This is a genomic window from Bradyrhizobium sp. SZCCHNR1093 (genome assembly GCF_032381175.1).
Lineage (GTDB): Bacteria > Pseudomonadota > Alphaproteobacteria > Rhizobiales > Xanthobacteraceae > Bradyrhizobium.
This window is the reverse complement of record NZ_JAUHJJ010000002.1, coordinates 1,171,380-1,196,420: the sequence shown is the minus strand read 5'-3', so window position 1 is coordinate 1,196,420 and position 25,041 is coordinate 1,171,380. Positions and strand designations below refer to the sequence as shown.

Below are 25,041 nucleotides of genomic sequence, written 5' to 3'. Positions count from 1 at the left end.
CTCTCCTTGGCGCCAAAGACCGCCCCCAACAAACGACGCCCCTCTTGACAACTTACTCCCCATACAAGGTTCAGCCGGACAGACCCGGCCTTCCCTGCGCGATGGGTGAACGTCTGCTCCGAGCTCTCCCCGGGGACCGGCTTGTTTGCCCCCGTCACCCGCGCGTCACGTCATGACGCAGCGGGCTTGGCGCCAGCTTCGGGGCGCCAGGACCACACGGCTTGAACGTCCGCAGGCTTGCCAATCGTCCAGCGCATCAGCACCTGACAGGCCCGCGGCCACCGCTCCCCGCCTCTACGTATCGTGACGACGCGTACGCCCCTCTGCATGAGGCGGGATAAGCGATATAAGCACATTTTCCGATAAAACGAAAGAGAAATTTCGGCTTAGGCTGCCAAGGACCGTCCACCGAAAGTTCCGGTCCTACTTAAGATTTTTTCAACATGCGCCAGGCATACGACATCTAAGCACGGTGCAGCCCACCGGATGCGGAGGGATTCACAATGCAAGGGAGCCTTGACCGGCCACCGGTCGTGATCCATTCATCACGGTCGAAATCCCTGCTCGGGTTACTTGCCTGTATCGCCCTGCTCGCGGCGGCCCTCTTCATGGTCCAAGATCCTGAGGCCAATCACCTCATCGGATACGCCGGAATCGGCTTCTTCAGCCTCGGCATCCCCTTCGTCGGGTGGAGCATCTTTCGTCCGGACCGCTTGGTCCTCACTCCCGATGGCGTCACCCAGCATACGCTGTTCCGAAGCGGCCTCTTGAAATGGAAGGACGTGCACGCCTTTCGTCCGTACTCCCCCACGCCGGGATCGAGAGAACAGCTCATCGGCTACGACGTTGTGGGCAATTCCAACAAGGAAGGGCGGTTCGTTAAAGTCGCCCGATCGCTTGCGGGCGCCGACGGCACGCTTGGCGGCGGATGGGAGATGCAACCTGCAGCTCTCGCGGATCTGCTCAATAGAGCCCGCGCGCATTGGTTGCAGCAGGGCGATTAAGACCTGTTAGCATCGTAGAGGCCGGTCTGCTGATCCGGGGGCGCGTGCGCTTCGTTTCTGTGTTTCCACCACCCAAACGGCAACCGCCATGACCGAGCCGACACCACCCGGGAGACGCCGCATGCTGCTCTGGCTCACCGGCATCGTCGTGCTCGCGCTGGCCGGCGCCGCCATCGCCGCGGGGCCGATCATGAGCCGGGTCGAACAACCCAAATACGACGTCGTCTCGCGCGACGGCGACTTCGAGATCCGCGCCTATGCGCCGATGATCATCGCGCAGGCCGAGGTGCAGGGTGCGCGCAAGCCCGCCATCGAGGAAGGGTTCCGCATTGTCGGGGCCTACATCTTCGGCGCTAACCAGGCGAAGGCGAAGATCGCCATGACCGCGCCGGTGCAGCAGCAGGCCAGTGCCGCCACCGCGCCCGACGATGGCGTCGCAAGCGATCGCTGGAGCATCAGCTTCGTGATGCCCTCGAACTGGTCGCTCGACACTCTGCCGCCGCCGGCCGATGCCCGGATCAAGCTGACGGCCCAGTCTGCGCAGCGCATGGTCGCGATCACCTTTTCGGGCTCCACCTCCGACGGCATCATCGCTGACAAAACTCGCCAACTGCGTGACTACGCGCAGCACAAGGGGCTGACCGTCACCGGATCGCCGCTGCTCGCGTTCTACAATCCGCCCTGGACCCTGCCGATGCTGCGGCGGAACGAGGTCATGCTGGCGTGTAGTTGCTAAAGCGAGATGAGAGAGAGCGGCCTGATTTTGCAGTCAAGGTCGGCTCGCAACTGTCACCACGACGCGCGACGAGCTCCCTCTTTGGCTTTGCCGAGTCCTCTCCTCGGTCATTCCGGGGCGCGCGCAGCGCGAACCCGGAATCCATCCTTCAGCACGTCGCGCGGCTCGATGGATTCCGGGCTCGTCGCGCTGGCGCCCGCCGCCCCGGAATGACGCGAAGATCAAACGCGCCAGAACCCATGTCGTGACTTCAATCGGAGATTAGCCGCTCACCCCTCGATGATCGCCACCGCCCGCGTCCATCCGGCCGAGGCGCGCTCGATCTTGACCGGGAAACACGACACCATGAACCCCGTCGACGGCAGTTGCTCCAGATTGTGCAGCTTCTCCAGATGGCAATAGCCGATGTGGCGTCCGGCCTTGTGGCCTTCCCAGATCAGCGCGGCATCGTGGGTCTCGGCGTATCTCTGCGCGGTGAACACGAACGGCGCGTCCCAGCTCCAGCCGTCGGTGCCGGTCAGGCGCACGCCGCGCTCGAGCAGATACATGGTCGCCTCATAGCCCATGCCGCAACCGGAATTGACGTAGTTGGCCTGGCCGAAGCGCGCGCCGGCCGAGGTATTGACGACGACGATCTCGAGCGGCGACAGCGTGTGGCCGATGCGCTTGAGCTCATCCTCGACATCCCTCGCGGTCACCACATAGCCGTCCGGGAAACGACGGAAGTCGAGCTTCACGCCCGGCTGCAGGCACCATTCCAGCGGCACCTCGTCGATGGTCCAGGCGCGCTCGCCGCGGTTCATCGTCGGATGAAAGTGCCAGGGCGCATCGAGATGCGTGCCGTTGTGGGTCGACAGGTTGACCTGCTCGACCGCCCAGCCCTGCCCGTCCGGCAGATCCTCGGCCTTCAGCCCGTCGAAAAACTGCAGCATGCGCGGCAGGCCTTGCTGATGATCGATATAGGTGATGGCCGGGTGATTGCCGGGCGGATCGGCGGGCACGTCGTTCTGCAAGGGCACGGAGATATCGATCAGCCTGCGGGCCATGGGCGGTCCCCTCTCTTTGTCGTTCTTGGTTGTTGTCGTCGGCAGCAGGATCAGACGTCCTGCCGCTCGACCTTGTTCTTCAGGATGCCGATCTTCTCGACCTCGAGCTCGATCACGTCGCCATGTTCGAGATACCAGCCGAGCTCCAGGCCACAGCCATTGCCGACGGTGCCCGAGCCGATGAACTCGCCCGGCATCAGGGTTTCGTCCTTGCTGATATAGGCAATCAGCTCCTCGAACGAAAACAGCATGCCCTCGCTGACGCCACGCGAGCGGACCTCGCCGTTGACCCGCGCCTCCATCTTCAGGCGATAGGGATCGCCGATCTCGTCCGGGGTCACGATCCACGGCCCCATCACGTTGCCGCCGTCAAAGCTCTTGCCTTTGGAGGGGCCGAGCCGGCCGTCCATCTCGATGCGCTGCGTGTCGCGCGCGGAGAAGTCGTTGAAGATCGTGAAGCCGAAGATGTGATCGCGCGCCTTCGCGGCCGGAATATCCTTACCCTTGCCCCTGGTGATGATGCCGAACTCCAGCTCATAGTCCATCACCTTGCTGTAGCGCGGCCATTTCACCGTCGTGTTGGGGCCACGCACGCTGAAGCGGTTGGTGATGTAGAAGATCGGGACCTTGCGATAGACCTCGGGCAATTCGCCGAGCGGCTCGGCATCGATGCGCGCGAGCTCCTCCGCGTCGCCGCGCTGCCGCGCCGCGAGCTTTCGCTGGCCGCGCGGCGCCTGCAGGATGTGCAGCGGAAATGACATGCCGTCGCGCATCTGCCGCGGCTCCGGCACCGGGGCCAGCAGCTCGGTGCCGCCGACGTCGCGCGAGAGGCTTTCGTCGCTGCCATAGCGCTCGACCAGCGCGCGTGCTGCGTCGAGCGCAGCTTCGCCGGCATCGATCAACGACAGCATCGAGCCGAACGCTGGATTGCTCTTGCCAGCGCGATCGGCGGCCGCGGTGAGATCGAAAAGCTTGGAATCGCCGCCATGGACGACGCCGATCCGCTCCCCGCCTTCCGCTCGAAATGTCGCAAGTTTCACGCTGGCCTCCCCTTGTGTTCTGTCTGAAAATATACAAACATAGAAAATATCGATAAACAAGAGGCGTCCGAGAGACGGACGCCCGGGGGAGGAGTCAAGGATGCGTCATCGGATCATCAGTGCTGCGCTCGGATCGGTGCTGGCCACGCTTGCGCTCACATCTGCGACACGCGCCGAGAAGATCCAGATCGGCTGCACCGCCACCTCGGACTGCGCCTCGGCGATGGTCGCGGTCGACGAAGGCATCTTCAGGAAGCACGGCCTGGACGCCGAGATGGTGCTGATCGGGATCAACTCGAACATCCCCGCGGCCATCCTCTCCAATTCGATCCAGATCGGCGGGCCGACCTCGACGGTGTTCCTCCAGGCGGCCGATGGCGGTCTCGACCTGGTCGCCGTCTCCGGCGCCTCGATCATGACCAAGACCTCGAACGACGCGATCGCCGCCTTCGTGCGCAATGGCGTCACCATCAACGGCCCGCAGGACTTCAAGGGCAAGAAGGTCGGCGCCCCCGGCATCGGCGCGTTCCTTCAGGTGCTGTTCGTGAAATGGCTGGTCGAGAAGGGCGTCGATCCGAAGAGCATCAACTTCGTCGAAGTGACGTTCCCGACCATGGCCGACACCATCAAGTCGGGCGGCGTCGATGCGGTGCTGACGGCGGAGCCTTTCGTGATGCGCATGACCAATGCCAATCTCGGCACGGTGGGCGCGCACTACGCGGCCGAGCTCGCCCGCACCGAGCCGATCGTCTTCTATGCGGCCTCGCGCGAATGGGCGGAGAAGAACCGGGAGACCGTCAGGAAATTCCGCGCGGCCATCGCCGAGGCGGCGCCGGTCGTCAACAGCGACCGGGAGAAGGCCTCGGCCGCGATCGCCAAGTTCACCAAGCAGCCGCTAGAGCTGGTCAAGCTGACGACGCCCAACTACGCCGAGCCGGTCCTGAAACCCGAGCAGCTTGGTTGGTGGATCGACGTGATGTCCGCGCAGAAGATGCTGCAGAGCAAGCTCGATCTCAAGAAGCTGATCCTCGACTGATGACGGCACCACACCCGATCCCGCAGACCGAGCCGCCGAGCAGCGACACGCTCAGCGAGCGCGCCGCCGCGCTGATCGAGCGCGACATCGTCGCCGGCGTCCTCGCCCCCGGCTCGCGGCTTGGGATCGTCGAGCTTGCCAAGCGCTACGAGATCGGGCCGACGCCGGTCCGGGAAGGGCTGTCCCGGCTGGTGTCGCGCGGCCTGATCGTCGGCATCGGCCAGCGCGGCTTTCGCGTGGCCGAGGTCAGCCGCGACGATCTCGTTGACATCACGCGCATGCGCACTGTCGTGGAAAAAGAGGCGCTGCGGCTGGCGATGCAGAGCGGCGACGACCAATGGGAGGCCGGCATCATCGCCGCGCTCCATCAGATGCGCCGCTACATCCAGCGCATGCAGAGCGAGTTCCGCGAAGGCGCTCCGGAGTTCGATCGCTTGCACAAGGCGTTTCACACCGCGCTGCTGGGGGCCTGCGGATCACGGCGCCTGCTCGCCGCTCATTCCGATCTCTACGACCAGGCCTATCGCTACCGCCGCGTCATGATGCGCAGCTTCGAGGATGGCAGCGGCTTCATCAAAGAGCACGAGACGCTCGCCGACCTCGTGCTCGCGCGCAATGCCGCCGCGGCCCAAGCGCGGCTTGAGGCACATCTGCGCTCGACCGTCGATATCGTCTATCCGCATCCGAAGGGATCCTGAGATGGCAGAGCCTGCCCTCGCATTGGTGCAATCATCTCCCTCGCCTGTGCGCGCGCAGATCGCCTTCGACGATGTCGCGCTGGTGCTCGGCGGCAAGACGATCATCGACACGATCAGCCTGGAGGTCGCAGCTGGCGAGATCCTGTGCGTGGTCGGCGCCTCCGGCTGCGGCAAGACCACGGCGCTGCGGCTCGCCGCCGGCCTCTATCAGCCGAGCGGCGGCACGGTGCGTTTCGAGGGCGAGGCGATGCGCGCGCCGCGGCGCGAGATCGCGGTCGTGTTCCAGGACTATGGCAAGGCGCTGCTGCCGTGGCGCACCGCCGCCGGGAACATCTCGCTGGCGCTGGAGACGATCGGCATGCCCGCCATCAAGCGCGAGACACGCATCGCCGAACTGCTGGCCAAGGTCGGGCTGGCCGGCCATGCGGCCAAATATCCGACGGAGATGTCCGGCGGCATGCAGCAGCGGCTGCAGATCGCGCGCTGTCTCGCGCAGGATCCGAAGGTGCTGCTGATGGATGAGCCGTTCGGCGCGCTGGACGCGATGACGCGACAGGGGCTGCAGGACGAGATGCTGGCGCTGGTGGCGGCGACCGGCGCCACCGTCGTGTTCGTCACGCATGATCTGGAGGAAGCGATCTATCTCGGCGACCGCGTGGTCGGCCTGCTGCCGCATCCCGGCCGCGTCGGCCTCACGATGCAGATCGACCTGCCGCGGCCGCGCGACCAGTTGGCGACGCGCGAGCATCCGGAGTTCCTGCGGCTGCGGCGCGAGCTGTTCGACTTCATCAAGGCGAGCGAATGACGATGCCGGGTCGCGTCAAGCCCGCCCTGCTGCCGTTCGCGGCGCTGCTCGTGTTCGAGGCCTGGATGCGGCTCGCCGGCGTGCAGAGCGACTCGCTGGCGCCGCCGAGCGCGATCGCGCTCGCCTTGCTGGGCGCGCTGACCGACGGCTCGCTGCTGGCGGCGACGCGCGACACGCTCGCCTCGGTGTTCGCCGGCCTCGCGCTCGGCGGCACCATCGGCCTCGTGCTGGGCATCGCGCTTGGCCTGTCGCCTATCTTCAACCGGCTGATGGAGGTCACGATCGAGGCGATCAGGCCCATTCCTTCAGTGGCGCTGCTGCCGATCGCGCTGATCGCGCTCGGCTTCGGCTATCGCATGGAGATCGCGATCGTCGCCTTTGCCTGCGTCTGGCCGGTGCTGATCGTGACGCGTGCCGCGGTGGGCGGCATCGAGCCGCGGCTGCTCGAGGTGGCGCGCGTGCTGCGGCTGACGCAGCGCGATCGCATCAGGAAGATCGTCATCCCCGCCGCCCTGCCCCGTATCTTCCTGGCGTTCCGGCTCGCCGCCGGCATCGCGCTGATCGTCGCCGTCACGGTGGAGATCGCGATCAACCCGCTCGGCCTCGGCGCCGGCATCATGACCGCGCAGCAGGCGTTGCGGCCCGATCTGATGCTGGCCTATCTGGTATGGATCGGCGTGACCGGGTTTGCGCTCAATACCGCGCTGATGGCTGCACAACAGAGCTTGTTCGGGCGCGCGGCCGCGATGGGAGACCCCGCATGAAGTGGTCGGTCGCCGCCTGGCGCCTCGCCAGCTTCGCCGTCGCCGCCGGCATCATCGTGCTGTGGCAGTTCGCCGCCGATCAGCGCCTGATATCGCCGGTGTTTCTTCCCGGCCCCAACCGCGCCTGGGCGGCGCTGCTGCATGGCTTCACGAGCGGCGATCTTCTGACCAAGCTCACGGGCACCCTCACGCATATGGCCTATGGCTGGCTGCTCGCCTCCGCCGCCGGCATCGCGCTCGGCGCCATGATCGGCTCCTCGAAGACGATGCGCATCTACGTCGCGCCGACGCTGGAGCTGCTGCGGCCGCTGCCGGTCTCGGCGATCATTCCCGTCGCCATCGCCTTTCTTGGACTGAGCCAGGGCATGGCGCTGTTCGTGATCGCGTTCGGCTCGCTGTGGCCGCTGCTGCTCGGGACGATCCACGGCTTCGCCGCGGTCGAGCCGCGACTCTATGAAGTCGCGCGGGTGCTGCACATGTCGCGGCTCGCCGTGATCTTCAAGATCGCGCTGCCATCGGCCGCACCCGACATCCTCGCCGGCATGCGGCTGAGCCTCACGGTCGCGCTGATCCTCGCCGTCGTCTGCGAGATGCTCGCCGGTCTCGACGGCCTCGGCCAATGGGTGCTGCTGTCGGCGCGCTCGTTCCGCTCGGCGGATCTGTTTGCCGGCGTGATGCTGCTCGGAATCATCGGCTACATGACCGCGCTCGCGATGGGCGCGGCCGAGAGCCGGCTGCTGCGCTGGCAGCACGCGCGGCGGTGAGGCTCAGGTCGCGCGCGATCGCGGTGAAATATTGCCGGAGGCCGCTCAAGCCGGCTTCCAGGAGCGCGACTGGACCGACCGCCCATGGCTCCGATTGCGGAGCCAGCACCTGACCCGCCCCCTGAAAGAAAGAGGCCGCCGACACACAAGGTGCAGGCGGCCCAAGTCCAGGGAGGAAACGCCCCAAGAAGGGCTAGGTTTTACTTACTAGATCAGGAGATTCGTGGGTATCCGGATGATACCGGAGGTTGTCATCGCGCCGACGGGTTCCTATCCCGACCGAGATACCGCCAGGTCACGCCGTCTGACGCTCCTCGTGGCGAACGAATTCCAGCGTGACCTTCTCGACATCGGAGTCGACCCACTCTGCTCTCCGTTCCTCCTCCTGCAGCGACTGTTCGAGCGGCGCGCGGGCCTCCTCGACGCTGGCGGCACGGCACAGCGAGAGCAGCGACGTGTAGGCGGCGATCTCAAATTTCTCGAATGCGTTGTTGGCGAAGGTGTTCTTCAGGAACTCGTCGCCGGACATCGCCTGTCCGATGGCCGCCGAGAACGAATCCTTCTCAGCGCCACATGGTCGGTGTGACAAGATGCGCGCCATCGGACCGTTTCCGACCGAGAGCGCCAAGGCTTTGTGCAGCCTGATCGACATTGGGCGCGGGATCGATTGCGGGCGCGTGGTCGAGTTGGATCACGGGAACCGCGGCGGAATGTTCCGGAGCGCTGCGCTGATCGCGCGCACAAGGAGAAGCGGAACTTACCGAATCACTCGGCTGGTCAACGGGGTCGTGCATGTGGCAGCTCCGAGCCCTGAAGCGGCGTTTACTAATCTCTTCCGAGACTAGGCGATATCAACTGCGTTAATCCATGCGCGATCTCGCCGCGTGCGTCCGATTCGCCCGCAACGCGACCAACCAGCGTGTGCTTGCCATCCGTTCATGGCTGCTCGATGACGCCTCCCGCACTGCACGCGAGATCGTGATGGACGTTGCACCGGCATCAGCGCTCGCGCGCGCCGACGCGGTCGAGCAGTGCCGCACCGGTGCGAATGCCATTGTAGAAGCAGTCGATCGTCATGTTCTCGTTCGGCGCGTGATTGGCCTCGTCGGCATTCGCATAGGGAACGACGAAGGCCGGGACGCCGAGGATCTTGGTGAAGACGTAGTCCGGCAGACTGCCGCCAGTGCACGGAAATTCGAGGGGCGTGACGCCCTGTGCCAATCGAATCGCGTCGCGGATGATTGCGCCATAGGGCGAATCGAGCGGCACGCGCGAGGGCAGCATGCCGCCGCGGGGGATGAACTCGACCTCGGGCGCGTGCTTCCTGACATGGGCCTCGACCTTGGCCAGCACGTCGCCCGGCGTCATCGCTTCGACCAGGCGGATGTCGCATTTCACGACCGCCTCGCACGGCAGGACGGTCTTGCTGCCGGGGCCGCCATAGCCGCCGTGAAAGCCATTGATGGTGAGCGTCGGGTGGAACATCAGCCGCTCGTAGTAGCCGCGTTCTGCCGGCGCATCGAGGCGGCTGAGACCGAGGCTTGCCTTGGCGGCATCGAGATCGAGCGGCAAACGCTTCACCGCAGCGACGTCAAGCGCACTTGGCGGCACGATCGCGTCGTGGAGACCGTCGATGGTGATCTCGCCGGCGGCATTCTTCATCGTCGCAAGCAGATGCACCAGGGTCCAGATCGGATTCGGCACGATGCCGCCGAGATTGCCGGAATGAACGTCGCGGATGGCGTGCTTGGCGCGCAGCTCGAACGAGCACATGCCACGGACGCCATAGGTCATGGTCGGCCGTCCCGACGCATGCATCGGGCCGTCGGCGGTGACCACGAAATCGGCCTTCAACTTCTCGCGATGCGTGGCGACAAACTCGGCAATGCGTGGGCTGCCGATTTCCTCCTCGCCTTCGAGCAGGAAGATGACGTTGCACGGCAGCTCGCCGTGAACCTTGAGATGCGATTCGATCGCCATGAGCTGCGCGAAATGCTGCCCTTTGTTGTCGCCGATGCCGCGGGCATAGATGCGGCCGTCGCGGATGGTCGGCTCGAACGGCGGACTCAGCCACAGCTCCAGCGGATCCGGCGGCTGCACGTCGTAGTGCCCGTAGAGGAGCACGGTCGGCGCGCCCGGCTTGTTGTGCCAGCGTCCCAGCACCATCGGATGACCCGCGGTCAGCACCGCCTCGGCCTCGAGGCCGATCTCCCGCAGCATCCTCACCAGCAGCGCAGCCACCTCGGCAATGCCGACATTGTGCGCGCTGATCGAGGGATGGCGCACATAGTCCATCACGCGGGTGAGAAAATGCTCCCTCTCGGCGTCGATGTGCCGGAACACGGCAGCGAGACCGGCGGAAGGAGATGGAACGGTGCGGGCATCGCTCATGAGGTCGTCTTTCGTCGCGTGACGTTGCAGTCATACCATGTTCGATCGAAATCCCCTTAAAAGCAAATGACGCGCGGAGCGAGTCCGCGCGTCACCCTCGATCACATTTCTCCGAGCCGAGGCGTTGTGCTCAGCCCTTCAAGGCGGTGATGACGATCTCGATCAGCGCGCCGCCGCCGAGATCGGAGACGCCGACCGTGGCGCGAACCGGCAGATCGTCGCCGAAGAACTCGGTCCAGGCCGCATCCATCTCCTTCTTCTTCGACAGGTCGGTGACGAAGATCTGGCCCGAGACGACGCGTGACTTGTCGGTGCCGGCCTCTTTCAGGAAGCCGTCGATCTTGCCGAGAATATTACGGGTCTGCTCGCCCATCGACACCGAGGTGTCGTCGGCGATGGTGCCGCCGATGAAGACGAAGCCGTTGGCCTCGACGATGCGGTGATGAATGGCGGAGCGGATCTTGCGGGTGATCGTCATCATGTCCTCATGTCGTTGACGAAGGGGTGGAAGTCTGAAAGCGCGCAATGCTGAGATCGCCGATGCGCGTCTGGGTGCCGCCGTGCACGATGAGCTCGGCCATCACCGCGCCGGCGCCGGGGCCGAGCTGGAAGCCGTGCGCGGAGAAGCCGAACTGGTGATACAGCCCCTCGTGCCGCGCACTCGGTCCAAACACCGGAATGTCGTCGCGCATGCGCGCCTCGATGCCGGCCCAGGCACGCACGATGGTCGCGCTGCGCATCACCTCGAACAGCTCCGCGACGGTGCGCGCGCTCTCCGATAGCTTGCGCCAGTCGAGCACGGTCTCGTTGCGATCCTGATAGGGGATGGCGAGGTGCCCGCCGCCGATCAGCACCGTGCCGTTGGGGAACTGCTTGAATGACAGTTTGCGGCCGCGCAGGATGACGACGGGATCGATGAAGTGCGCGACGGGAGACGTGATCATCAGCATCGGCGCGATAGTCTCGACCGGGACCGGCTCGCCGAACTGTTCTGCAACGCGGCCTGCCCAGGCGCCGGCGGCATTGACCAGCACCGGCGCGGCAAAGCTCTCAGGGCCGACGTCGACATGCCAGAGCTTGCCGTCCTTGCGGATGTTCGTCGCGGCCACGCCCTCGCGAATGAGCGCGCCGAGCTGCTCCGCCTTGCGGCGGAACGCCGTCGTGGTGCGCGCAGGCTGCGCCGCGCCGTCCCGCCGCGACACCACGCCGCCCGGACAGCTCTCCGCCACCGCCGGCACGAGGCGGCGCAATTCCGTGCCGTCGATCAGCTCCTCATGGCTGAAGCCGCGCGCATTGAGATCGGCGACGCGGGCACGGCAGGCGTCGAGCTCCGCGTCGTTCTCGGCGACCAGCACCTGGCCGAAGCTTTCGAAGCCGCAATCATCGTCGACCAGGTCGCTGATGTTCTCCCAGATGCCCATCGAGCGGATCGACAGCGGAATCTCCGCGACGTCGCGCGCGAGCTGGCGCACGCCGCCGGCGTTGACACCGGAGGCGTGGCGGCCGGCATAGTCCTTCTCGATCAGCACCGGCTTCAACCCGGCCAGGCATAGATGCAGCGCGGTCGAGCAGCCGTGGATGCCGCCACCCACGATGATGGCATCCTTCTTCACCGTCATCCGCGCACCACGGCCTTGGTCGCCTCTTCGGTCTTCGGCAGGCTCGCGAGCTCGGACAGCATGATCGGCTTCACCGGCGCGCGCAGCCGGTAATAGCCGATCTCCTGCGGGGTCTTGCCGCGCGCCTGCGCCATCAGCTCGGTGACGGTGAGGCCACACAGCCTGCCCTGGCACGGCCCCATGCCGGTGCGGCGATAGGCCTTGAGCTGGTTCGGTCCGGTGGCCCCGATCGCGACGGAGTCGAGCACGTCCTTGGCGGTGATCTCCTCACACCGGCACACGATGGTGTCGCCTTGCGGGATACGGAACTGTTCTGCCGGCTGGAATAGAACGTCGAGGAAGACACGGCCACGCTCGGCGCGTTTCAACTGCGCTGAATAGTCCAAAACCTTTGCCTGGGGCCGAAGGGCCTTGATGGCGCTGGCTGCCGCGATGCGTCCGCGCCACAGCGCGGCCTGCGCACCGCCGATGCCGGCACCGTCGCCGGCAATCGCGATGCCCGGAATCGAGCTGTTGCCGCCGGCGTCCAGCACGGGCGTCCAGCACAGCTGCAGCTCATTCCAGCGATGCTCGACGCCAGCGGCCATCGCCAGATTGACGTTCGGCACCACGCCCTGGTGCAAGAATAACAGCTCGGCCGGCAGCGTCTCCCGCTTGCCGCCCGCGGCGACATAGCTGACGGCGTCGAGCTTGCCGTTGCCGGTGGCGGCGAGCTCCACCACGCCCGTGGTGACCGGCACCTTCGCGCGCACCTCGCGCATCATCGCCAGCCCCTTGAGAAAATAGGACGAGGTCACGAAGGCGAAGGCGTGCGGCAGTGCTGTGACGTAGTTCGCGCGCGGCGTGGTGTCGAGCACGCGGTCGATGCGGCCGCCAAGCCGCAGGATCTGGGCGGCGAGCAGCCACAGCAGCGGTCCCTGCCCTGCGATCACCGTCGGACAATCCGGCACCAGCCCCGACGATTTCAGCATCGTCTGCGCCGCGCCCGCCGTCATCACGCCGGGCAGGGTCCAGCCGGGAATCGGGAACGGGCGCTCCTGCGCCCCGGTCGCGATGATGACCCGCCCGGCCTTGATGAAGGCCGAGCCGCCGCCGACGGAGACGCCGAGCTCGAGCTTGCGATCGAGGCTCCACACCGTGGCCCGATGGATGATCTCGGCCCCGCTGGTCTCGGCAGACTTTGCGATCTCGGCCCCGGACCAATAATCGGTGCCGAGCAGCGCTTCACTCTTCACCGGCGTCGAACTGATCGCGCGCCAGACCTGCCCGCCGGGACCAGCATTCTCGTCCAGCAGCAAAGTCGACAGGCCGGCGCCGGCCGTCGCGGTCGCTGCGGCCAGCCCGGCCGGGCCAGCGCCGATCACCACGACGTCGTATTGATCATGCTTCGGCGCCGCGCTCATTTGCCGATCTCCCGCTTGCCCTTCTGGATTTCGATTTGCATGCCCTCGGCGACCGGGACCAGGCAGCCCTGCCGATTGCCGACGCCATCGATTGTGACCAGGCAATCGAAGCACACGCCCATCATGCAGTAAGGCAGCCGCTTGGCGCCGCTGACCGCGGTCGAGCGCCTGACGTCGAGACCCGACGCAAGCAGCGCCGCCGAGACCGTGTCGCCTTCGCGCGCGGCGATCGCCTTGCCTTCGACATGGATCGTCACCGATCGCCTGGCGTCACCCTCTGCTCGCTTGAACATCATCATCTCCGCGCCCGTGCCGGGCCTCTCACTATCAGTAGTAGCCACTGCCGCCCGCTTCCGCTTCGCCGTCGAAGCGCCTGGCTGTGAATGCGCCGACCAGCTCCGGCTCCAACGCGCCGTCCTTGACCATGCGCGCGATGTCGAACGCGTGGTTCGCCGCGAGCGTCACGCCGGAATGGCAGCAGGCGACGAAGGCGCCTGGGTGGTTCTCCGACTGCTCGTAGATCGGGAAGCCGTCCTTCGGCATCACGCGGATGCCGGTCCAGCTCCTGACGACGTTGAGCCGCGCCAGATGCGGGAAGGTGCGCTGGGCGCGATCGGCCATGACAGCGTTGATCGGATGGTTCTGCACGCGATCGTCGAGCTCGTCCTCCTTGCTGTCGCCGATCATCACCGTGCCTTCGTCGGTCTGGCGGATCGTGGTCAGCGGATGCGGCAGGAACGGCATCGTGCGCTCGGTCACGACGATCTGGCCGCGCGTCGGGCCCATCGGCGCCGACAGTCCAACCATGGGGGCCAAGGCCTGGTTGGCATTCCCTGCCGCGAGCACCACCTTCGCTGCGCGTACCTCGCCCTGCGCCGTCGTCAGCCTGAACTCATCGCCCTCACGGGCAATCGCGCCGACCGCGCGTTCTGGCAGATAGTCGACGCCGAACTGCTTCATGCCGGCATGCAGGGCGCGGAAGGTGCGCAGCGAATTCACGTGGCCATCATAGGGACAGAAGCTGCCGCCGGAGACCTCCGGGCCGATCAGCGGCAGCATCTTCTTCACCTCTGCCGCCGGCAGCATCTCCATCTGGTAGTCGGCGGCGCCGACCTGATTGTGCATGCGCGCGACGAGTTGCGTGCGCTGCTCGTACTCGGCCTCGCCCAGCGTGAGGTGAAAGCCGCCGTTCTGCTGCAGCGCGACGTCGAGCCCGGTCTGAGCCTTCAGCTCCTCGGCAAGCTTCGGCCACGCCTTGGAGCCGCGCACCGTCCAGCCGGTATAGGCCGGCATGCCCAGGCCCTTGCTCTGCACCCACACCAGCGCGAAGTTGGCGCGCGAGGCGCGTTTGGCAATATCGCCCTCGTCGAGCACGGCGACGCGCTGGCCGAGCCGGCCGAGCCCCCAGGCAATCGCAGAGCCGAGCAGGCCGCCGCCGACGACGGCGACGTCATAGTCTCTCATCGTAGTGTCTCCTATCGTCCTGCGTCGCCGCCTTTGGCGGTGAGCACGCGGTCGAGCCCGTAGAAGCGGTCGAGCAGGATCAGGACGGTCATGGTGATGGCGATGACGCTGGCCGATACCGATGTCACCAGCGGATCGATGTTGTCCTGGATGTAGAGGAACATGCGTACCGGCAGGGTCTCGGTGCCGGGCGTCGCCAGGAACACGGTCATGGTCAGATCGTCGAACGACTGGATGAAGGCGAGCATCCAACCGCTGACGATGCCGGGCAGGATCGCGGGCAAGGTGACGCGGCGAAACATCGTCCAGCCGCCGGCGCCGAGCGAGATCGCGGCCATCTCGATCGAGCGGTCCATGCCGGTCGCGGCCGCAAGCGTCAGCCGCAGCGCGAACGGAAACACCACGACGACATGGGCGATCACCAGCGCCACGAACGTGCCGCCGATGCCGACCGACGTGAAGAAGCGCAGGAAGGCGATGCCGAGCACCACATGCGGGATCATCAAGGGCGACAGGAACAGCGCCGACAGCGCGTCACGGCCGCGGAAGCGATAGCGGCTGATCGCGAGCGCCGCCGGCACCGCGAACAATAGCGCCACGCACGACGACAGCGCGCCGAGCCACAGGCTTACGCCGAAGGCGTGGACGAATTCCGGATAGTCGGCGAGCGCCCTGAACCAGCGCAGCGAGAAGCTCGTGATCGGAATCGACAGAAAGCCTTCCGGGGTGAACGCGACCCAGCACACGACGACGATCGGCGCCACCATGAAGACGACGAAGACGGCATGGAAGATCAGCGCCAGAGCACCGTTCCTGCTCATCGGAACATCTCCTGGTAGCGGCGCTCGATCAGCGCATTGGAGCCGACCACGATCAGGACGAGCGCGATCAGCAGCAGCACGGCAACCGCGGCGCCGAGCGGCCAGTTCAACGTATTGAGGAATTCGTCATAGGCGAGCGTCGCGGCGACCTTGAGCCTGCGGCCGCCGATGATCGCCGGCGTCGCAAAGGCGCTGGCGGACAGCGAGAATACGATGATGGCGCCCGACAGCACGCCCGGCATGATCTGCGGCAGCACGATGCGGCGGACCACCGTCAGCGAGCTTGCACCCAGCGACAACGCCGCATTCTCGACCTGCGGATCGAGCCGCTGCAGTGCGGTCCATACCGCGAGCACCATGAACGGCATCATCGCGTGCGCCAGCGCGATCACCATGCCGGTTTCGGTGAACATGAACCGGACCGGTGAATCGATCAGGCCTGATGTCATCAAGAGCTTGTTGGCGAGCCCGTTGTTGCCGCCGAACAGGAGCGCCCAGCCGAGCGTGCGCGCAACCACCGAGATCAGCAGTGGGCCGATGATCACCAGCAGGAAGAGGCCCTTCCACGGCCCCTGCATGCGGTTGAGGATGTAGGCCTCGGGCACGCCGAACACCGCCGTGATCAAGGTCGCCAGCACCGCGACGCGGAAGGTGCGCCAGAACATCTCGGCGTAGTAGGGGTCGTCGAAGATCTCGATCCAGTTCTTCAGGATGAAGACCGGCTCGATGCCCTTGTACTGGCCCCAATCATGGAACGACAGCATCACCGTCATCGCCAACGGGATCACGACGACTCCCAGGAACAGCATCAAGGCCGGCAGCGCCAGCGAAAGGCCGGCGCGCGTCTCGGACGAGTTGGACGCGATGGTCGCGCTCATGCTGCAGCCTTCGCGGCGCGCAGGCTCATGTCCGAGACCTGCCAGACGAGATGCACCGCTGCGCCCTGCTCAGGCTGCGGTTGGCCGTCATTCTGCCGGATCACGATGGCGGGCCCGCATTCGGTGTCGCATTGGAACAGCCAGTGATTGCCCTGGAAGATGCGGCTCGTGATGCGCCCTGCAAGACCGGCGTCACCGAAGTTGATGCGCTCGGGCCGGACGCTGACGGCGACGGAGCCGGCCACGCCGGCCGGCGCCGGCGCGCTCCAAGATCCCGCCACCAGTCTGGCCTGCCCCCCGGTGCGGTCCACGGTCGCAGCAAACTCGTTGGTCTTGCCGAGAAATTGCGCGACGAAGGCGGAGGCCGGCTGCTCGTAGACCTGCTGCGGCGTGCCGATCTGCTCGATCCTCCCCTTGCTCATCACGACGATGCGGTCGGATAGCGACATCGCCTCGATCTGATCATGGGTGACGAGGATGGTCGTGGTGCCGAGATTGCGCTGGATCTGGCGCAGCTCGATCTGCATGTCCTCGCGCAGGCGCGCATCGAGATTGGACAAGGGCTCATCGAGCAGCAGCACGCTCGGGCGGATCACCAGTGCGCGCGCCAGCGCGACGCGCTGCTGCTGGCCGCCGGACATGCGGCGCGGATGACGGTCCTCATAGCCGGCGAGGCCGACCAGCGCGAGCGCCGCGCGCACGCGCTCCTCACGATCCTTGCGCGCGACCTTGCGCATCTCCAGGCCGAAGGCGACGTTCTCGGCCGCCGTCATGTGCGGAAACAGCGCGTAGCTCTGGAACACGATGCCGAGCCCGCGCTTCGCCGGCGGCATCGCGACCAGATCCCTGCCCTCGAGCCGGATCGCGCCGTGCGACGGGTCGAGGAATCCCGCGATCATCTGCAAGGTTGTCGTCTTGCCGCAGCCGGACGGCCCCAGGAACGAGATGAACTCGCCCTTGGCGACGCCGAGGCTGAACTCCTCGACCGCCGTGTTGGGGCCGAAGGACTTGCCGACGCGGTCGAGCTCGAGGAAGGACATGCTTTGGATCCAGATGGGCGAGGAATGCTGGCGCCGCGCGCACGGTGCACTCCCCTCCCCCTTGCGGGGAGGGGCTGGGGGTGGGGGGCGGCCCGAAGACCATTGGTGTGGTCCCTCCCTCCCCGACCCTCCCCCACAAGGGGGGAGGGAGAAGACCGCCGTCGACGAGAGAGGCTCGCAACAAACGACTAGTCAGCGCTCGACTTCGCGATTCCAGCGCTTGGTCCATTCCTCGCGCTTCTCGTTGACCACGCTCCAATCCGGCGCATAGACCTTGGCGGCGCGCTCGCCGATCGGCGCCATCGCGCCGACGCCCTCGGGCACGACCACGGACTTCACCACCGGGCCATAGCCATATTCCTTCAGCATCGTGAGCTGGATCTTCGGATCGAGCAGCAGCTTGATGAAGCTCGAGGCCAGCGGCGAGACCGAGGTCTTGGCGATCGGACACGCCGTCGTCAGCAGGCTGACGGCACCTTCCTTCGGATAGACGAAATCGACCGGGAAGCCGGTGTTGGCGAAGCTCTGCACACGGCCGCTGCCCCACACGGCGATGACGGCCTGGCCCGATTGGAAGAGCTCGGTCATCTTGCCCGGCGACGGCTCGTAGGCCAGCACGTTCGGATTGATGTCGGTCTTGAAGATCTTGAAGCCGGCATCGACGTTCGCTTCGCTGCCGCCGTTCATCTTGGCCAGCATCAGCAGGACGTTGAGGCCGTAGGTGTTGTTGATCGGCGGGATGACGAGCAGCTGCTTGTATTTCGGATCCTTGAGATCATTCCACGACGTCGGCGCGGCCCAGCCTTTCTCGGCGAACACCTTTTTGTTGTACATCAGGCCGGTAGCGACGAGACCGATCGCGACCGCCTTGTCGTCCTTGAAGCGCGCGACATCGAGGAGATCGCCAGGCAACCCGGTGACCTTGTCGCAGAAGCCGAGCTGGATCGCCTGGTACATCGGACCGTCATCGACGATGGCGACGTCGATCTGCTGATTGCCCTTCTGCGCCTGCAGCTTGGCGAGTGTGTCGGTGGAGTTGCCGGCGACGTATTCGACCTTGACGCCGTTGGCCTGCTCGAACGGCGGGATCACTTCCTCGCGGATGGTCTTCTCGAACGAGCCGCCGTAGCCGGCGACATAGAGCGTCTTCTGCTGAGCCCAGACCTGAGAGGCTGAAGCCAGGACGGCGACGCTGACCGCCATCAGGAGTTTAGGGTGCTTCATCGGACCGATCTCCATCATCTTGGATATGAGACGGTATTGAATAACCGCCCCAGGGAGATCGGGCTTGGCCGATGCATCCGCAGTCCAGAAAACCCGGAGCTGACGAGCCTAAAAAACGAGCCACCCCTCACCCTGCCAAAAAAGATCGCAGCAGAGGCTTTGATCGTCCAATGAATAATGGCACCCTGTTCATACGCAAATGTTATGGACTGGAGGACTGATGGCGCGGATCAACTCGCGGCAGGTCGAAGCCTTCCGGGCGATGATGCTGAGCGGCAGTGTGACCGAAGCCGCCAAGCTGATGGCGGTGACGCAGCCGGCGGTCAGCCGGCTGCTGCGCGACCTTCAGGCGCTGCTCAAGATGGAGCTGTTCGAACGGCGCGGCACCGGGCTGGTGCCGACCGCCGCGGCAACAGCGCTCTACATGGAGGTGGAACGCTCCTTCGTCGGGCTCGATCGCATCACTGCAGCAGCGGAGGAAATTCGCGGCCGGCGCACCGGCACGCTGCGCATCGCCGCCCTGCCCGCTCTTGCCAATGGCTATCTGCCGCGGCTGGCGGGCGGCTTCCTGCAGGAGCGGCCCAATCTCAATCTCGCGTTTTTCGGCGTGATCTCGCCGATCGTGATCGACTGGGTGCTGAACGCGCAATGTGACGTCGGATTTGCCGAGGTGCCGATCGCCCATGCCGGCCTGCCGAGCATCAAGCTGCCGGCGCTGGCGCGCGTCGCCGTCCTCCCGGCAGGCCATCGGCTTTGTGCGAAGACAATCTTGGTGCCGCGCGACTTCGAGGGGGAGACCTTCATCTCGCTCTCGTCAGGCTCCACCAGCCGGCATCTGATCGATCAGATCTTCCATCGCGAGGATGTCAGGCGCGTGCTGCGGGTCGAGACGACGCTGTCGGAAATCATGTGCGGGATGGTGTCGTCGGGACTGGGCGTCTCGATTTGTGATCCGTTCACCGCGCGCGAATTCGACGGCCGCGGCGTGGTGATGCGGCCATTCACGCCGCGCATCGATTTCGAATTCGCCGCGGTGTTTCCGCCGCAGCGCAGCCCCTCGCCGGTGGCGCTGGACCTCGTCGAGTCGGTGCGACAGGCCCTGGAAGAGCTCAGCCGGGCATCAAGCGCTGGAGAAACCGGGGAAGGCTTGGTCGGGGGCCTGGTGGGCGCACCTACGACCCGCTGATTGAGCGGCGTATGATCCGGTCCTTCGCCTAAACCAGGGTTCAACTGGTCAGGCCGCGGGCGCTTCAGCGATTGCGCCTCCAGGCGCCGGATCGCGCGGAAACCGCCAAGCCGACAGCTCCGCAAGCTCAGCTTCGGGCCGTTGCGCGACGATTTCGCCGCGTCCCAGGTAGAGACGGCCCGTATTGCCGTCGACGGTGATCCAGTCGCCGGGGGACACGACCGCTGCGCCGATACGTGCCTGCTGCGCTTCACCATCGACCCGGATCGCGGCGCAACCGACCACGCAGGGCTTGCCCATCTGACGGGCGACGAGAGAGGCATGCGCGGTGCGGGCGCCAACGGCCGTGACGATCCCGGAAGCTGCAGCGAAACCCGCGATGTCTGCGGTGCTGGTGTCGTGACGGATCAGAATGACCGGATCACCTGCCGCCGCGAGGCGTTCCGCGGACGCGCTGTCGAAGGCCGCCCGCCCCGTTGCGACACCGCCGGAAGCCGCAACTCCCACGGCTGCTGGCTGGCCGGTCGAAACGAGCGAGGTCTCCGTGAGTGCCTCGACGTCGATGCCATCAAGTCTTCCCAGGGCCTCTTCCCGCGTGATCGATCCTTCGTGCACGAGGTCGACCGCGATGCGGAGCGCGGCGCGCGGGGTGCGCTTGGCGGCTCTTGTCTGCAGGATCCACAATCGGCCTTCCTCGATGGTGAATTCGATGTCCTGCACATCGCGAAATTCACTTTCCAGCCGCTTCAGAGTTGCACGCAGCCCCAGCGCCACATCCGGCAGCGCCCGTGACAGGGCCCTCTCGGTTTCCGGCGTCCTTCGGCCGGAGACGACGTCCTCGCCCTGCGAATCGAACATGACGTCGATGACCGGCTCGTCCGCTCCCGTCGAGGGATCGCGCGAGAATGCGACGCCCGCACCGGACGACATGCCGCCATTGCCGAACACCATGGCCTGCACCGTGACCGCCGTGCCCTTGAGATGCTCGAGGCCCTCGAGCCGGCGATAGGTCCGCGCCCGCTCACTGGTCCAGGATCGATAGACGGCCCGCGCCGAGCGTTCCAGCTGCACCGCGGCATCTTCGAGCCATCCGTCATCATCGGCCTCTTCCAGAAGCTTGTGTTCGTCGCAAACCAGCCGCTCGAGCGCCTCGCTGTCCAGCTCACGCTCGTTGCTGACGCCTTCGGCGGCAATCATCTGGCTCAATCGCTCGGCAAGCGGGGCGGGATCGATCCCGATGACCGTTTCGGCGTAGCTCTCGAGCAGGCGCCGCCGGCAGTCCCAGGCCAGCCGCGGCCGCCCCGTTGCGCGCACCAGACCGCGCACGGCGCGCGACGTGCAGCCGACATTGAGAACGGTATCCAGCATGCCCGGCATCGACCGCGCCGCACCGGACCTGACGGACACGAGCAGCGGATTGCGCGAGCAGCCGAACGACTTTCCGGTCGCCTGCTCGAGAAAGGCGATCCCTCCTTTCAGTCCGTCAACGAGCTGGCGCGTTGCCTGCCCCTTGCCGGCCACCACGTCGGCGCAGAGCTGCACCGGCAGCACGAACGCAGGCGGCACCGGCAGACCCAGCGCCGCCATCCGTGCGAGATTTGCCGCCTTCGCCCCGACCTCTTCGGCGCCAGGCAGCTCGCGCCGGCCATCCCCGATCCGCACCATCATCATCACTTCGTTCCCTAGGCCGAGAGGTCACTCATCGTGTAGCGCCGCAGCAAATGGCCGAAGCTCGCCAGGCAGTCGGTCGCGCGCTCGATCGCCCGCGCGAGCTCCAGAGCGCCAAGAGAGGCTGCCAGATCGAGCCCGCCGGAGAACACGCTCGCAGTGATTTCCCGTTCCTTGGCATCCGCCTGGTGCTCGGCATCCATCAGCCGGGCAACCGCCGCCAACGCATCTTCCGAATCTGCTCGGCGGCCTTCCTGGACCTCGGCAGCGGCGGCGAGGCCCGACGCGGCGTGCTCGGTTGCCGACCCCGCCACCAACGCGAGCGCCCCCAGTGCGGACCTGATCTCGGGCTTCAGCGCGCCCGGCGCCAGCGACGCAATGAACGCAGCCTGCTCCAACTCATCGATCGCCTGCTCGATCCGGTCGACCAGGTCGCCGATCACCGGCCGCGCAGCGAGCCGCGCGATTTCCGCACGCGCCTCGATGGCGATCCTGTCGGCCTTCCGCTCGATCCGGCCCGCCCGCTCCGCGAGCTGCCTGACCAACGTCGGCTCCGGCTCGATCATCGACACGGCCTGTTGGACCAGCGCCGCCACATCGCGCGCCAGGCCGATCTGTCGGAGCACCATCGCGAGCAATCCACTATCGACGCGATCGAGATGCCTGACCAACTCGGCGCCGATCCGGTCCCGCGCCAGCCGTGACGACTGCCCCTCGCGCAAAGCCTCGGTCGAGACCTGCAGGCACGTCTTGAGGAAACCGATCGCTGCCTCTCGCTCCAGCACCTGGTCGAGCCGCTCGCCGAAGCCGATGCGCGTCGGTGCCGCGCTGCGCACGGCTGCGCCGAGCAGCTCGCTGCCGCCAAGCTCCAGAAAGCCGCGGTGACCGACACGCTGCCGCGCCGCCCATTCCAGGATACGAACCGCATCGGTCTTGGCGACCCAGCTGCGCAGCAGTTTGCGCGCCTTGTTCCAGTCGATCAGGAACACCAGCGAAGATCCGATGGCGGCGAGCAATTCGTCGCGGTCGTCGGGCGCTCCATACTCACAAGATCCGGTGACGAGATAGAACGTCCCGTCGTCCTCGAGCCCCGCGGCGGCATGCTTGTCCAGGCCGCTCCATTTCAGCGAACACTCGTCGAACAGCGATACGAAGAACTTCGCGCGCGCCAGATGAACGTCGGTATAGGTGATGGTCACGGCGCTCGCCGTGACCACGATGACGATCACATGCGCATCGGTGGTGCCGATATCGTTCTGGATGACCAGCCGGTCGCCCGCCCGGATTGCGGTCGTATCGAGCCCGGGATGATTGAACTTGAGCGATCTCGTCTCGTTGAGCCCGCGCATGAAGCTCGCGATCGGTGCGCGATCGGCGTCCTGCACGCCGAAGATATGCGCGCCGGCGATGACCTCCTCCGAGTTGCTCGCGGCCAGACGGTTCAATGCCTTGTGCAGGTCCATCACCAGCCGATGCAGGCTGTCCGGTCCGTCATGCTCGACCCCGGTCAGCCGACCGACGCGGGCGATCTCGATCTCCGGCGTCGCTTCGAGGTGACCCGCGCTGCGGATCGAGGCCAGGCGTCTTTCGAACTGCTGGCCTTCCGACGGATTGCCTGCGGCGGCGGCACCGATCATCGCGAGAATATCGCCCTCGATGCCCCTCAGCAGAGGAGCGAGTCCCGGTGCCACCACCTTGTCATCGCCAGCAAGATGTGCGCCGCCGATCAGTGTGACGAGCGCCGCAGGCGCCAGCCCGGCAGCGCGGCTCTCCATCGCGAGATCAGGCACGTTCGCGCGCGGCTGTCTTGCATGTTGGACCGCGGCCTGCAGCGCGCTGAGGCGGAGCTTGATGCGATCGTTGGCGGCCAGTCCATCTGCCACGAGCTGCGGCAGCAGGATGTCGGTTTGTCCGAGCTCTCTGACAATTTCAGTTTTCATCGGCGCACGTCGCAGTTTGATAACGGCCTCGTAGCAGCCGGCGAACGGTGCGGTGTTGCGCTGGATCATTCATCGAAGTGTCACATTCGGCGATCAGCGCTGAAGCTCGGCAGTCCGCAGGTTACGCGCGTCTTTCCCAAAATGTCGCAGTCGTGCGATCGATGCCTTCGTCCAAGCCTGCAACGACAGAGCTGAACCCTTCGTCTGGATCGAGAAAAAGGCTCGCCAGCGCCCCTTCAAAGGCCGACGTATCCCCCGGCCATGAGTCCGGGTACTAGAACTCGATCAGTACCTTCAGGGCGTGCGTACTGGCAGCTGCTCCGAAGGTCTCATAGGCGTCCAGGATCTTTTCGAACTTGAACCGATGGGTGATGAGCTTCTTCGCGTCGATCCTGCGAGATTGTACCGTTTTAAGCAGCATCGGCGTGGTGACAGTGTCGACGAGCCTTGTCGTGATCGCAATATTGCGGTCCCACAGTCGCTCCAGGTGCAAATCGACCTTGACGCCGTGAACACCGATATTGGCAATGACGCCGCCGGGCGCAACGATATCCTCGCAGACGATGAAGCTCGCCGGCACACCGACCGCTTCCATGGCGGTGTCGACGCCGCGACCGCCCGTCATCTCCATGATCTTTTCAACAGCCTTGCCATCCTTGTTGTTGATGACAGTTGTGGCGCCGAAGCGGGACGACATCTCCAGGCGATTGTCGTCGAGGTCGATCATGATGATTTCGGCCGGCGAGTAGAATTGGGCCGTCAGCAGGGCTGCCAAGCCGATCGGGCCGGCGCCGACGATCGCCACCGTCGAGCCGGGCTGGACCTTACCGTTGAGCACGCCGCACTCGAAGCCGGTCGGAAGAATGTCGCTCAGCATCACCAACGCGTCTTCTTCGGTTCCGGCCGGCACATGATAAAGGCTGGTGTCAGCAAACGGAGTACGCACGTATTCCGCCTGCGTTCCGTCGATTCGGTTGCCAAGGATCCAGCCGCCGTTCACACAATGGGAATACATTCCGCGCCGGCAATAGTCGCAGGTCCCGCAGGAGGAAATGCAGGAGATGATGACGTGATCGCCCGGCCTGAAGGCGGTAACGGCGCCGCCGATCTTGTCGACGATGCCGACGCCCTCATGGCCAAGAATTCGGCCGGGTACACAGGTCGGAACGTCGCCTTTCAATATGTGGAGGTCAGTCCCGCAGATTGTCGTCTTCACAAGCTTGACGATGGCGTCGGTCGGAGCCGAAATCTCGGGTTTCGGCCTTTCCTCAACGGCCTTCTTTCCCGGACCGTTATAGACGAGCGCCTTCATGACCATCTCCTCTGCGTCGCGGACGAAAAATTCGCAGAGGAAGCTAGATGGGCGACGATGCGCGAGCTTGATGTTGGTCAAACCTCTCCATCCGGCTGCATCACGATGATTTGTCGGAACCAAGATCCAGCATCGAGAGCCAATCCACCGCATGGCCGTTTGCCGCCGTACCTAGGCAGCTAGGCGGAGCGCGTGCACATCG

Annotated in this window: 24 protein-coding genes; 8 read left to right on the top strand and 16 right to left on the bottom strand. The window is 65.6% G+C overall.

The features are described 5' to 3' along the window. Positions 1 to 503: 503 nt before the first annotated feature. Together QX070_RS11140 and QX070_RS11135 are read left to right on the top strand one after the other, a co-directional pair. Positions 504 to 1,004: an STM3941 family protein gene (locus tag QX070_RS11140; protein WP_315736999.1), complete on the top strand. Its 501-nt coding sequence runs from the start codon at positions 504 to 506 to the stop codon at positions 1,002 to 1,004. 121 nt (positions 1,005 to 1,125) lie between these two features. Beyond that, positions 1,126 to 1,740, top strand: coding sequence for a heme-binding protein (locus QX070_RS11135; protein WP_315736998.1), 615 nt, complete (start codon positions 1,126 to 1,128; stop codon positions 1,738 to 1,740). 269 nt (positions 1,741 to 2,009) lie between these two features. Here QX070_RS11135 and QX070_RS11130 read toward each other — a convergent pair whose 3' ends face one another. Together QX070_RS11130 and QX070_RS11125 are read right to left on the bottom strand one after the other, a co-directional pair. Next, a complete protein-coding gene (locus QX070_RS11130) occupies positions 2,010 to 2,786 on the bottom strand; it encodes a cyclase family protein (protein ID WP_315736996.1) in 777 nt (258 codons plus the stop codon). A gap of 50 nt (positions 2,787 to 2,836) precedes the next feature. Further along, positions 2,837 to 3,826 carry a fumarylacetoacetate hydrolase family protein gene (locus QX070_RS11125; protein ID WP_315736995.1) on the bottom strand — a complete coding sequence of 330 codons (990 nt, stop codon included), beginning with the start codon at positions 3,824 to 3,826 and terminating at the stop codon, positions 2,837 to 2,839. Between the two features lie 100 nt (positions 3,827 to 3,926). Here QX070_RS11125 and QX070_RS11120 point away from each other — a divergent pair, with 100 nt between their 5' ends. From QX070_RS11120 to QX070_RS11100, 5 genes are read left to right on the top strand one after another with little or no spacing between them, the layout of a single operon-like run. Next, the gene (locus QX070_RS11120) at positions 3,927 to 4,862 is read left to right on the top strand and encodes an ABC transporter substrate-binding protein (RefSeq protein ID WP_315736994.1); all 936 of its coding nucleotides are present in this window, start codon (positions 3,927 to 3,929) and stop codon (positions 4,860 to 4,862) included. Further along, complete coding sequence (locus QX070_RS11115; RefSeq protein ID WP_315736992.1) at positions 4,862 to 5,560, top strand: GntR family transcriptional regulator; 699 nt, start codon at positions 4,862 to 4,864, stop codon at positions 5,558 to 5,560. The genes QX070_RS11120 and QX070_RS11115 overlap by 1 nt, the downstream gene beginning before the upstream one ends. A gap of 1 nt (position 5,561) precedes the next feature. Beyond that, positions 5,562 to 6,365, top strand: a complete 804-nt coding sequence (locus QX070_RS11110; RefSeq protein WP_315736991.1) for an ABC transporter ATP-binding protein — start codon at positions 5,562 to 5,564, stop codon at positions 6,363 to 6,365. Continuing rightward, positions 6,362 to 7,129, top strand: coding sequence for an ABC transporter permease (locus QX070_RS11105; RefSeq protein WP_315736989.1), 768 nt, complete (start codon positions 6,362 to 6,364; stop codon positions 7,127 to 7,129). The genes QX070_RS11110 and QX070_RS11105 overlap by 4 nt, the downstream gene beginning before the upstream one ends. Next, positions 7,126 to 7,893 carry an ABC transporter permease gene (locus tag QX070_RS11100; protein ID WP_315736987.1) on the top strand — a complete coding sequence of 256 codons (768 nt, stop codon included), beginning with the start codon at positions 7,126 to 7,128 and terminating at the stop codon, positions 7,891 to 7,893. The genes QX070_RS11105 and QX070_RS11100 overlap by 4 nt, the downstream gene beginning before the upstream one ends. A gap of 295 nt (positions 7,894 to 8,188) precedes the next feature. Here QX070_RS11100 and QX070_RS11095 read toward each other — a convergent pair whose 3' ends face one another. The 11 genes from QX070_RS11095 to QX070_RS11045 form a co-directional block, all read right to left on the bottom strand. Next, the gene (locus QX070_RS11095; RefSeq protein WP_315736985.1) at positions 8,189 to 8,482 is read right to left on the bottom strand and encodes a DUF892 family protein; all 294 of its coding nucleotides are present in this window, start codon (positions 8,480 to 8,482) and stop codon (positions 8,189 to 8,191) included. A gap of 410 nt (positions 8,483 to 8,892) precedes the next feature. Then, positions 8,893 to 10,284 (bottom strand): M20/M25/M40 family metallo-hydrolase, encoded by a 1,392-nt coding sequence (locus QX070_RS11090; protein WP_315736983.1) that lies wholly within the window; start codon positions 10,282 to 10,284, stop codon positions 8,893 to 8,895. Positions 10,285 to 10,414: 130 nt separating this feature from the next. Continuing rightward, on the bottom strand, positions 10,415 to 10,762 hold the full coding sequence (locus tag QX070_RS11085) for a RidA family protein (protein ID WP_315737085.1): 348 nt from the start codon (positions 10,760 to 10,762) through the stop codon (positions 10,415 to 10,417). 7 nt (positions 10,763 to 10,769) lie between these two features. Beyond that, the gene (locus tag QX070_RS11080; protein ID WP_315736982.1) at positions 10,770 to 11,903 is read right to left on the bottom strand and encodes an FAD-dependent oxidoreductase; all 1,134 of its coding nucleotides are present in this window, start codon (positions 11,901 to 11,903) and stop codon (positions 10,770 to 10,772) included. Continuing rightward, positions 11,900 to 13,306: an NAD(P)/FAD-dependent oxidoreductase gene (locus tag QX070_RS11075; RefSeq protein ID WP_315736980.1), complete on the bottom strand. Its 1,407-nt coding sequence runs from the start codon at positions 13,304 to 13,306 to the stop codon at positions 11,900 to 11,902. Before QX070_RS11075 ends, QX070_RS11080 begins: the two co-directional genes overlap by 4 nt. Further along, positions 13,303 to 13,599, bottom strand: a complete 297-nt coding sequence (locus tag QX070_RS11070) for a (2Fe-2S)-binding protein (RefSeq protein ID WP_315736978.1) — start codon at positions 13,597 to 13,599, stop codon at positions 13,303 to 13,305. Before QX070_RS11070 ends, QX070_RS11075 begins: the two co-directional genes overlap by 4 nt. A gap of 34 nt (positions 13,600 to 13,633) precedes the next feature. Further along, positions 13,634 to 14,770, bottom strand: coding sequence for an FAD-dependent oxidoreductase (locus QX070_RS11065; protein WP_315736977.1), 1,137 nt, complete (start codon positions 14,768 to 14,770; stop codon positions 13,634 to 13,636). 11 nt (positions 14,771 to 14,781) lie between these two features. Continuing rightward, on the bottom strand, positions 14,782 to 15,591 hold the full coding sequence (locus QX070_RS11060) for an ABC transporter permease (RefSeq protein ID WP_315736976.1): 810 nt from the start codon (positions 15,589 to 15,591) through the stop codon (positions 14,782 to 14,784). Beyond that, the gene (locus QX070_RS11055; RefSeq protein WP_315736974.1) at positions 15,588 to 16,469 is read right to left on the bottom strand and encodes an ABC transporter permease; all 882 of its coding nucleotides are present in this window, start codon (positions 16,467 to 16,469) and stop codon (positions 15,588 to 15,590) included. Before QX070_RS11055 ends, QX070_RS11060 begins: the two co-directional genes overlap by 4 nt. Further along, entirely contained in the window at positions 16,466 to 17,509 is a 1,044-nt protein-coding gene (locus QX070_RS11050) for an ABC transporter ATP-binding protein (RefSeq protein WP_315736973.1), read from the bottom strand. Before QX070_RS11050 ends, QX070_RS11055 begins: the two co-directional genes overlap by 4 nt. Before the next feature lie 192 nt (positions 17,510 to 17,701). Further along, positions 17,702 to 18,733, bottom strand: coding sequence for an ABC transporter substrate-binding protein (locus QX070_RS11045; protein WP_315736972.1), 1,032 nt, complete (start codon positions 18,731 to 18,733; stop codon positions 17,702 to 17,704). 220 nt (positions 18,734 to 18,953) lie between these two features. Here QX070_RS11045 and QX070_RS11040 point away from each other — a divergent pair, with 220 nt between their 5' ends. Beyond that, the gene (locus QX070_RS11040; protein WP_315736971.1) at positions 18,954 to 19,919 is read left to right on the top strand and encodes a LysR substrate-binding domain-containing protein; all 966 of its coding nucleotides are present in this window, start codon (positions 18,954 to 18,956) and stop codon (positions 19,917 to 19,919) included. Between the two features lie 48 nt (positions 19,920 to 19,967). Here QX070_RS11040 and QX070_RS11035 read toward each other — a convergent pair whose 3' ends face one another. The 3 genes from QX070_RS11035 to QX070_RS11025 form a co-directional block, all read right to left on the bottom strand. Then, on the bottom strand, positions 19,968 to 21,590 hold the full coding sequence (locus tag QX070_RS11035) for a PEP/pyruvate-binding domain-containing protein (protein ID WP_315736969.1): 1,623 nt from the start codon (positions 21,588 to 21,590) through the stop codon (positions 19,968 to 19,970). An 11-nt stretch (positions 21,591 to 21,601) separates the two neighbouring features. Further along, a complete protein-coding gene (locus QX070_RS11030) occupies positions 21,602 to 23,527 on the bottom strand; it encodes a hypothetical protein (RefSeq protein ID WP_315736968.1) in 1,926 nt (641 codons plus the stop codon). 274 nt (positions 23,528 to 23,801) lie between these two features. Then, positions 23,802 to 24,839 carry a zinc-dependent alcohol dehydrogenase family protein gene (locus QX070_RS11025; RefSeq protein ID WP_315737083.1) on the bottom strand — a complete coding sequence of 346 codons (1,038 nt, stop codon included), beginning with the start codon at positions 24,837 to 24,839 and terminating at the stop codon, positions 23,802 to 23,804. Between the last annotated feature and the right edge of the window lie 202 nt (positions 24,840 to 25,041).

Bases quoted from the DNA above. Each gene is read 5' to 3' on its own strand.
- QX070_RS11080 (WP_315736982.1), bottom strand. From the start codon at position 11,903: ATGACGGTGAAGAAGGATGCCATCATCGTGGGTGGCGGCATCCACGGC.
- QX070_RS11055 (WP_315736974.1), bottom strand. From the start codon at position 16,469: ATGAGCGCGACCATCGCGTCCAACTCGTCCGAGACGCGCGCCGGCCTT.
- QX070_RS11040 (WP_315736971.1), top strand. From the start codon at position 18,954: ATGGCGCGGATCAACTCGCGGCAGGTCGAAGCCTTCCGGGCGATGATG.
- QX070_RS11140 (WP_315736999.1), top strand. From the start codon at position 504: ATGCAAGGGAGCCTTGACCGGCCACCGGTCGTGATCCATTCATCACGG.
- QX070_RS11075 (WP_315736980.1), bottom strand. From the start codon at position 13,306: ATGAGCGCGGCGCCGAAGCATGATCAATACGACGTCGTGGTGATCGGC.
- QX070_RS11045 (WP_315736972.1), bottom strand. From the start codon at position 18,733: ATGAAGCACCCTAAACTCCTGATGGCGGTCAGCGTCGCCGTCCTGGCT.
- QX070_RS11115 (WP_315736992.1), top strand. From the start codon at position 4,862: ATGACGGCACCACACCCGATCCCGCAGACCGAGCCGCCGAGCAGCGAC.
- QX070_RS11135 (WP_315736998.1), top strand. From the start codon at position 1,126: ATGCTGCTCTGGCTCACCGGCATCGTCGTGCTCGCGCTGGCCGGCGCC.
- QX070_RS11105 (WP_315736989.1), top strand. From the start codon at position 6,362: ATGACGATGCCGGGTCGCGTCAAGCCCGCCCTGCTGCCGTTCGCGGCG.
- QX070_RS11060 (WP_315736976.1), bottom strand. From the start codon at position 15,591: ATGAGCAGGAACGGTGCTCTGGCGCTGATCTTCCATGCCGTCTTCGTC.
- QX070_RS11085 (WP_315737085.1), bottom strand. From the start codon at position 10,762: ATGACGATCACCCGCAAGATCCGCTCCGCCATTCATCACCGCATCGTC.
- QX070_RS11070 (WP_315736978.1), bottom strand. From the start codon at position 13,599: ATGTTCAAGCGAGCAGAGGGTGACGCCAGGCGATCGGTGACGATCCAT.
- QX070_RS11050 (WP_315736973.1), bottom strand. From the start codon at position 17,509: ATGTCCTTCCTCGAGCTCGACCGCGTCGGCAAGTCCTTCGGCCCCAAC.
- QX070_RS11130 (WP_315736996.1), bottom strand. From the start codon at position 2,786: ATGGCCCGCAGGCTGATCGATATCTCCGTGCCCTTGCAGAACGACGTG.
- QX070_RS11110 (WP_315736991.1), top strand. From the start codon at position 5,562: ATGGCAGAGCCTGCCCTCGCATTGGTGCAATCATCTCCCTCGCCTGTG.
- QX070_RS11025 (WP_315737083.1), bottom strand. From the start codon at position 24,839: ATGAAGGCGCTCGTCTATAACGGTCCGGGAAAGAAGGCCGTTGAGGAA.
- QX070_RS11030 (WP_315736968.1), bottom strand. From the start codon at position 23,527: ATGAAAACTGAAATTGTCAGAGAGCTCGGACAAACCGACATCCTGCTG.
- QX070_RS11035 (WP_315736969.1), bottom strand. From the start codon at position 21,590: ATGATGATGGTGCGGATCGGGGATGGCCGGCGCGAGCTGCCTGGCGCC.
- QX070_RS11090 (WP_315736983.1), bottom strand. From the start codon at position 10,284: ATGAGCGATGCCCGCACCGTTCCATCTCCTTCCGCCGGTCTCGCTGCC.
- QX070_RS11120 (WP_315736994.1), top strand. From the start codon at position 3,927: ATGCGTCATCGGATCATCAGTGCTGCGCTCGGATCGGTGCTGGCCACG.
- QX070_RS11100 (WP_315736987.1), top strand. From the start codon at position 7,126: ATGAAGTGGTCGGTCGCCGCCTGGCGCCTCGCCAGCTTCGCCGTCGCC.
- QX070_RS11065 (WP_315736977.1), bottom strand. From the start codon at position 14,770: ATGAGAGACTATGACGTCGCCGTCGTCGGCGGCGGCCTGCTCGGCTCT.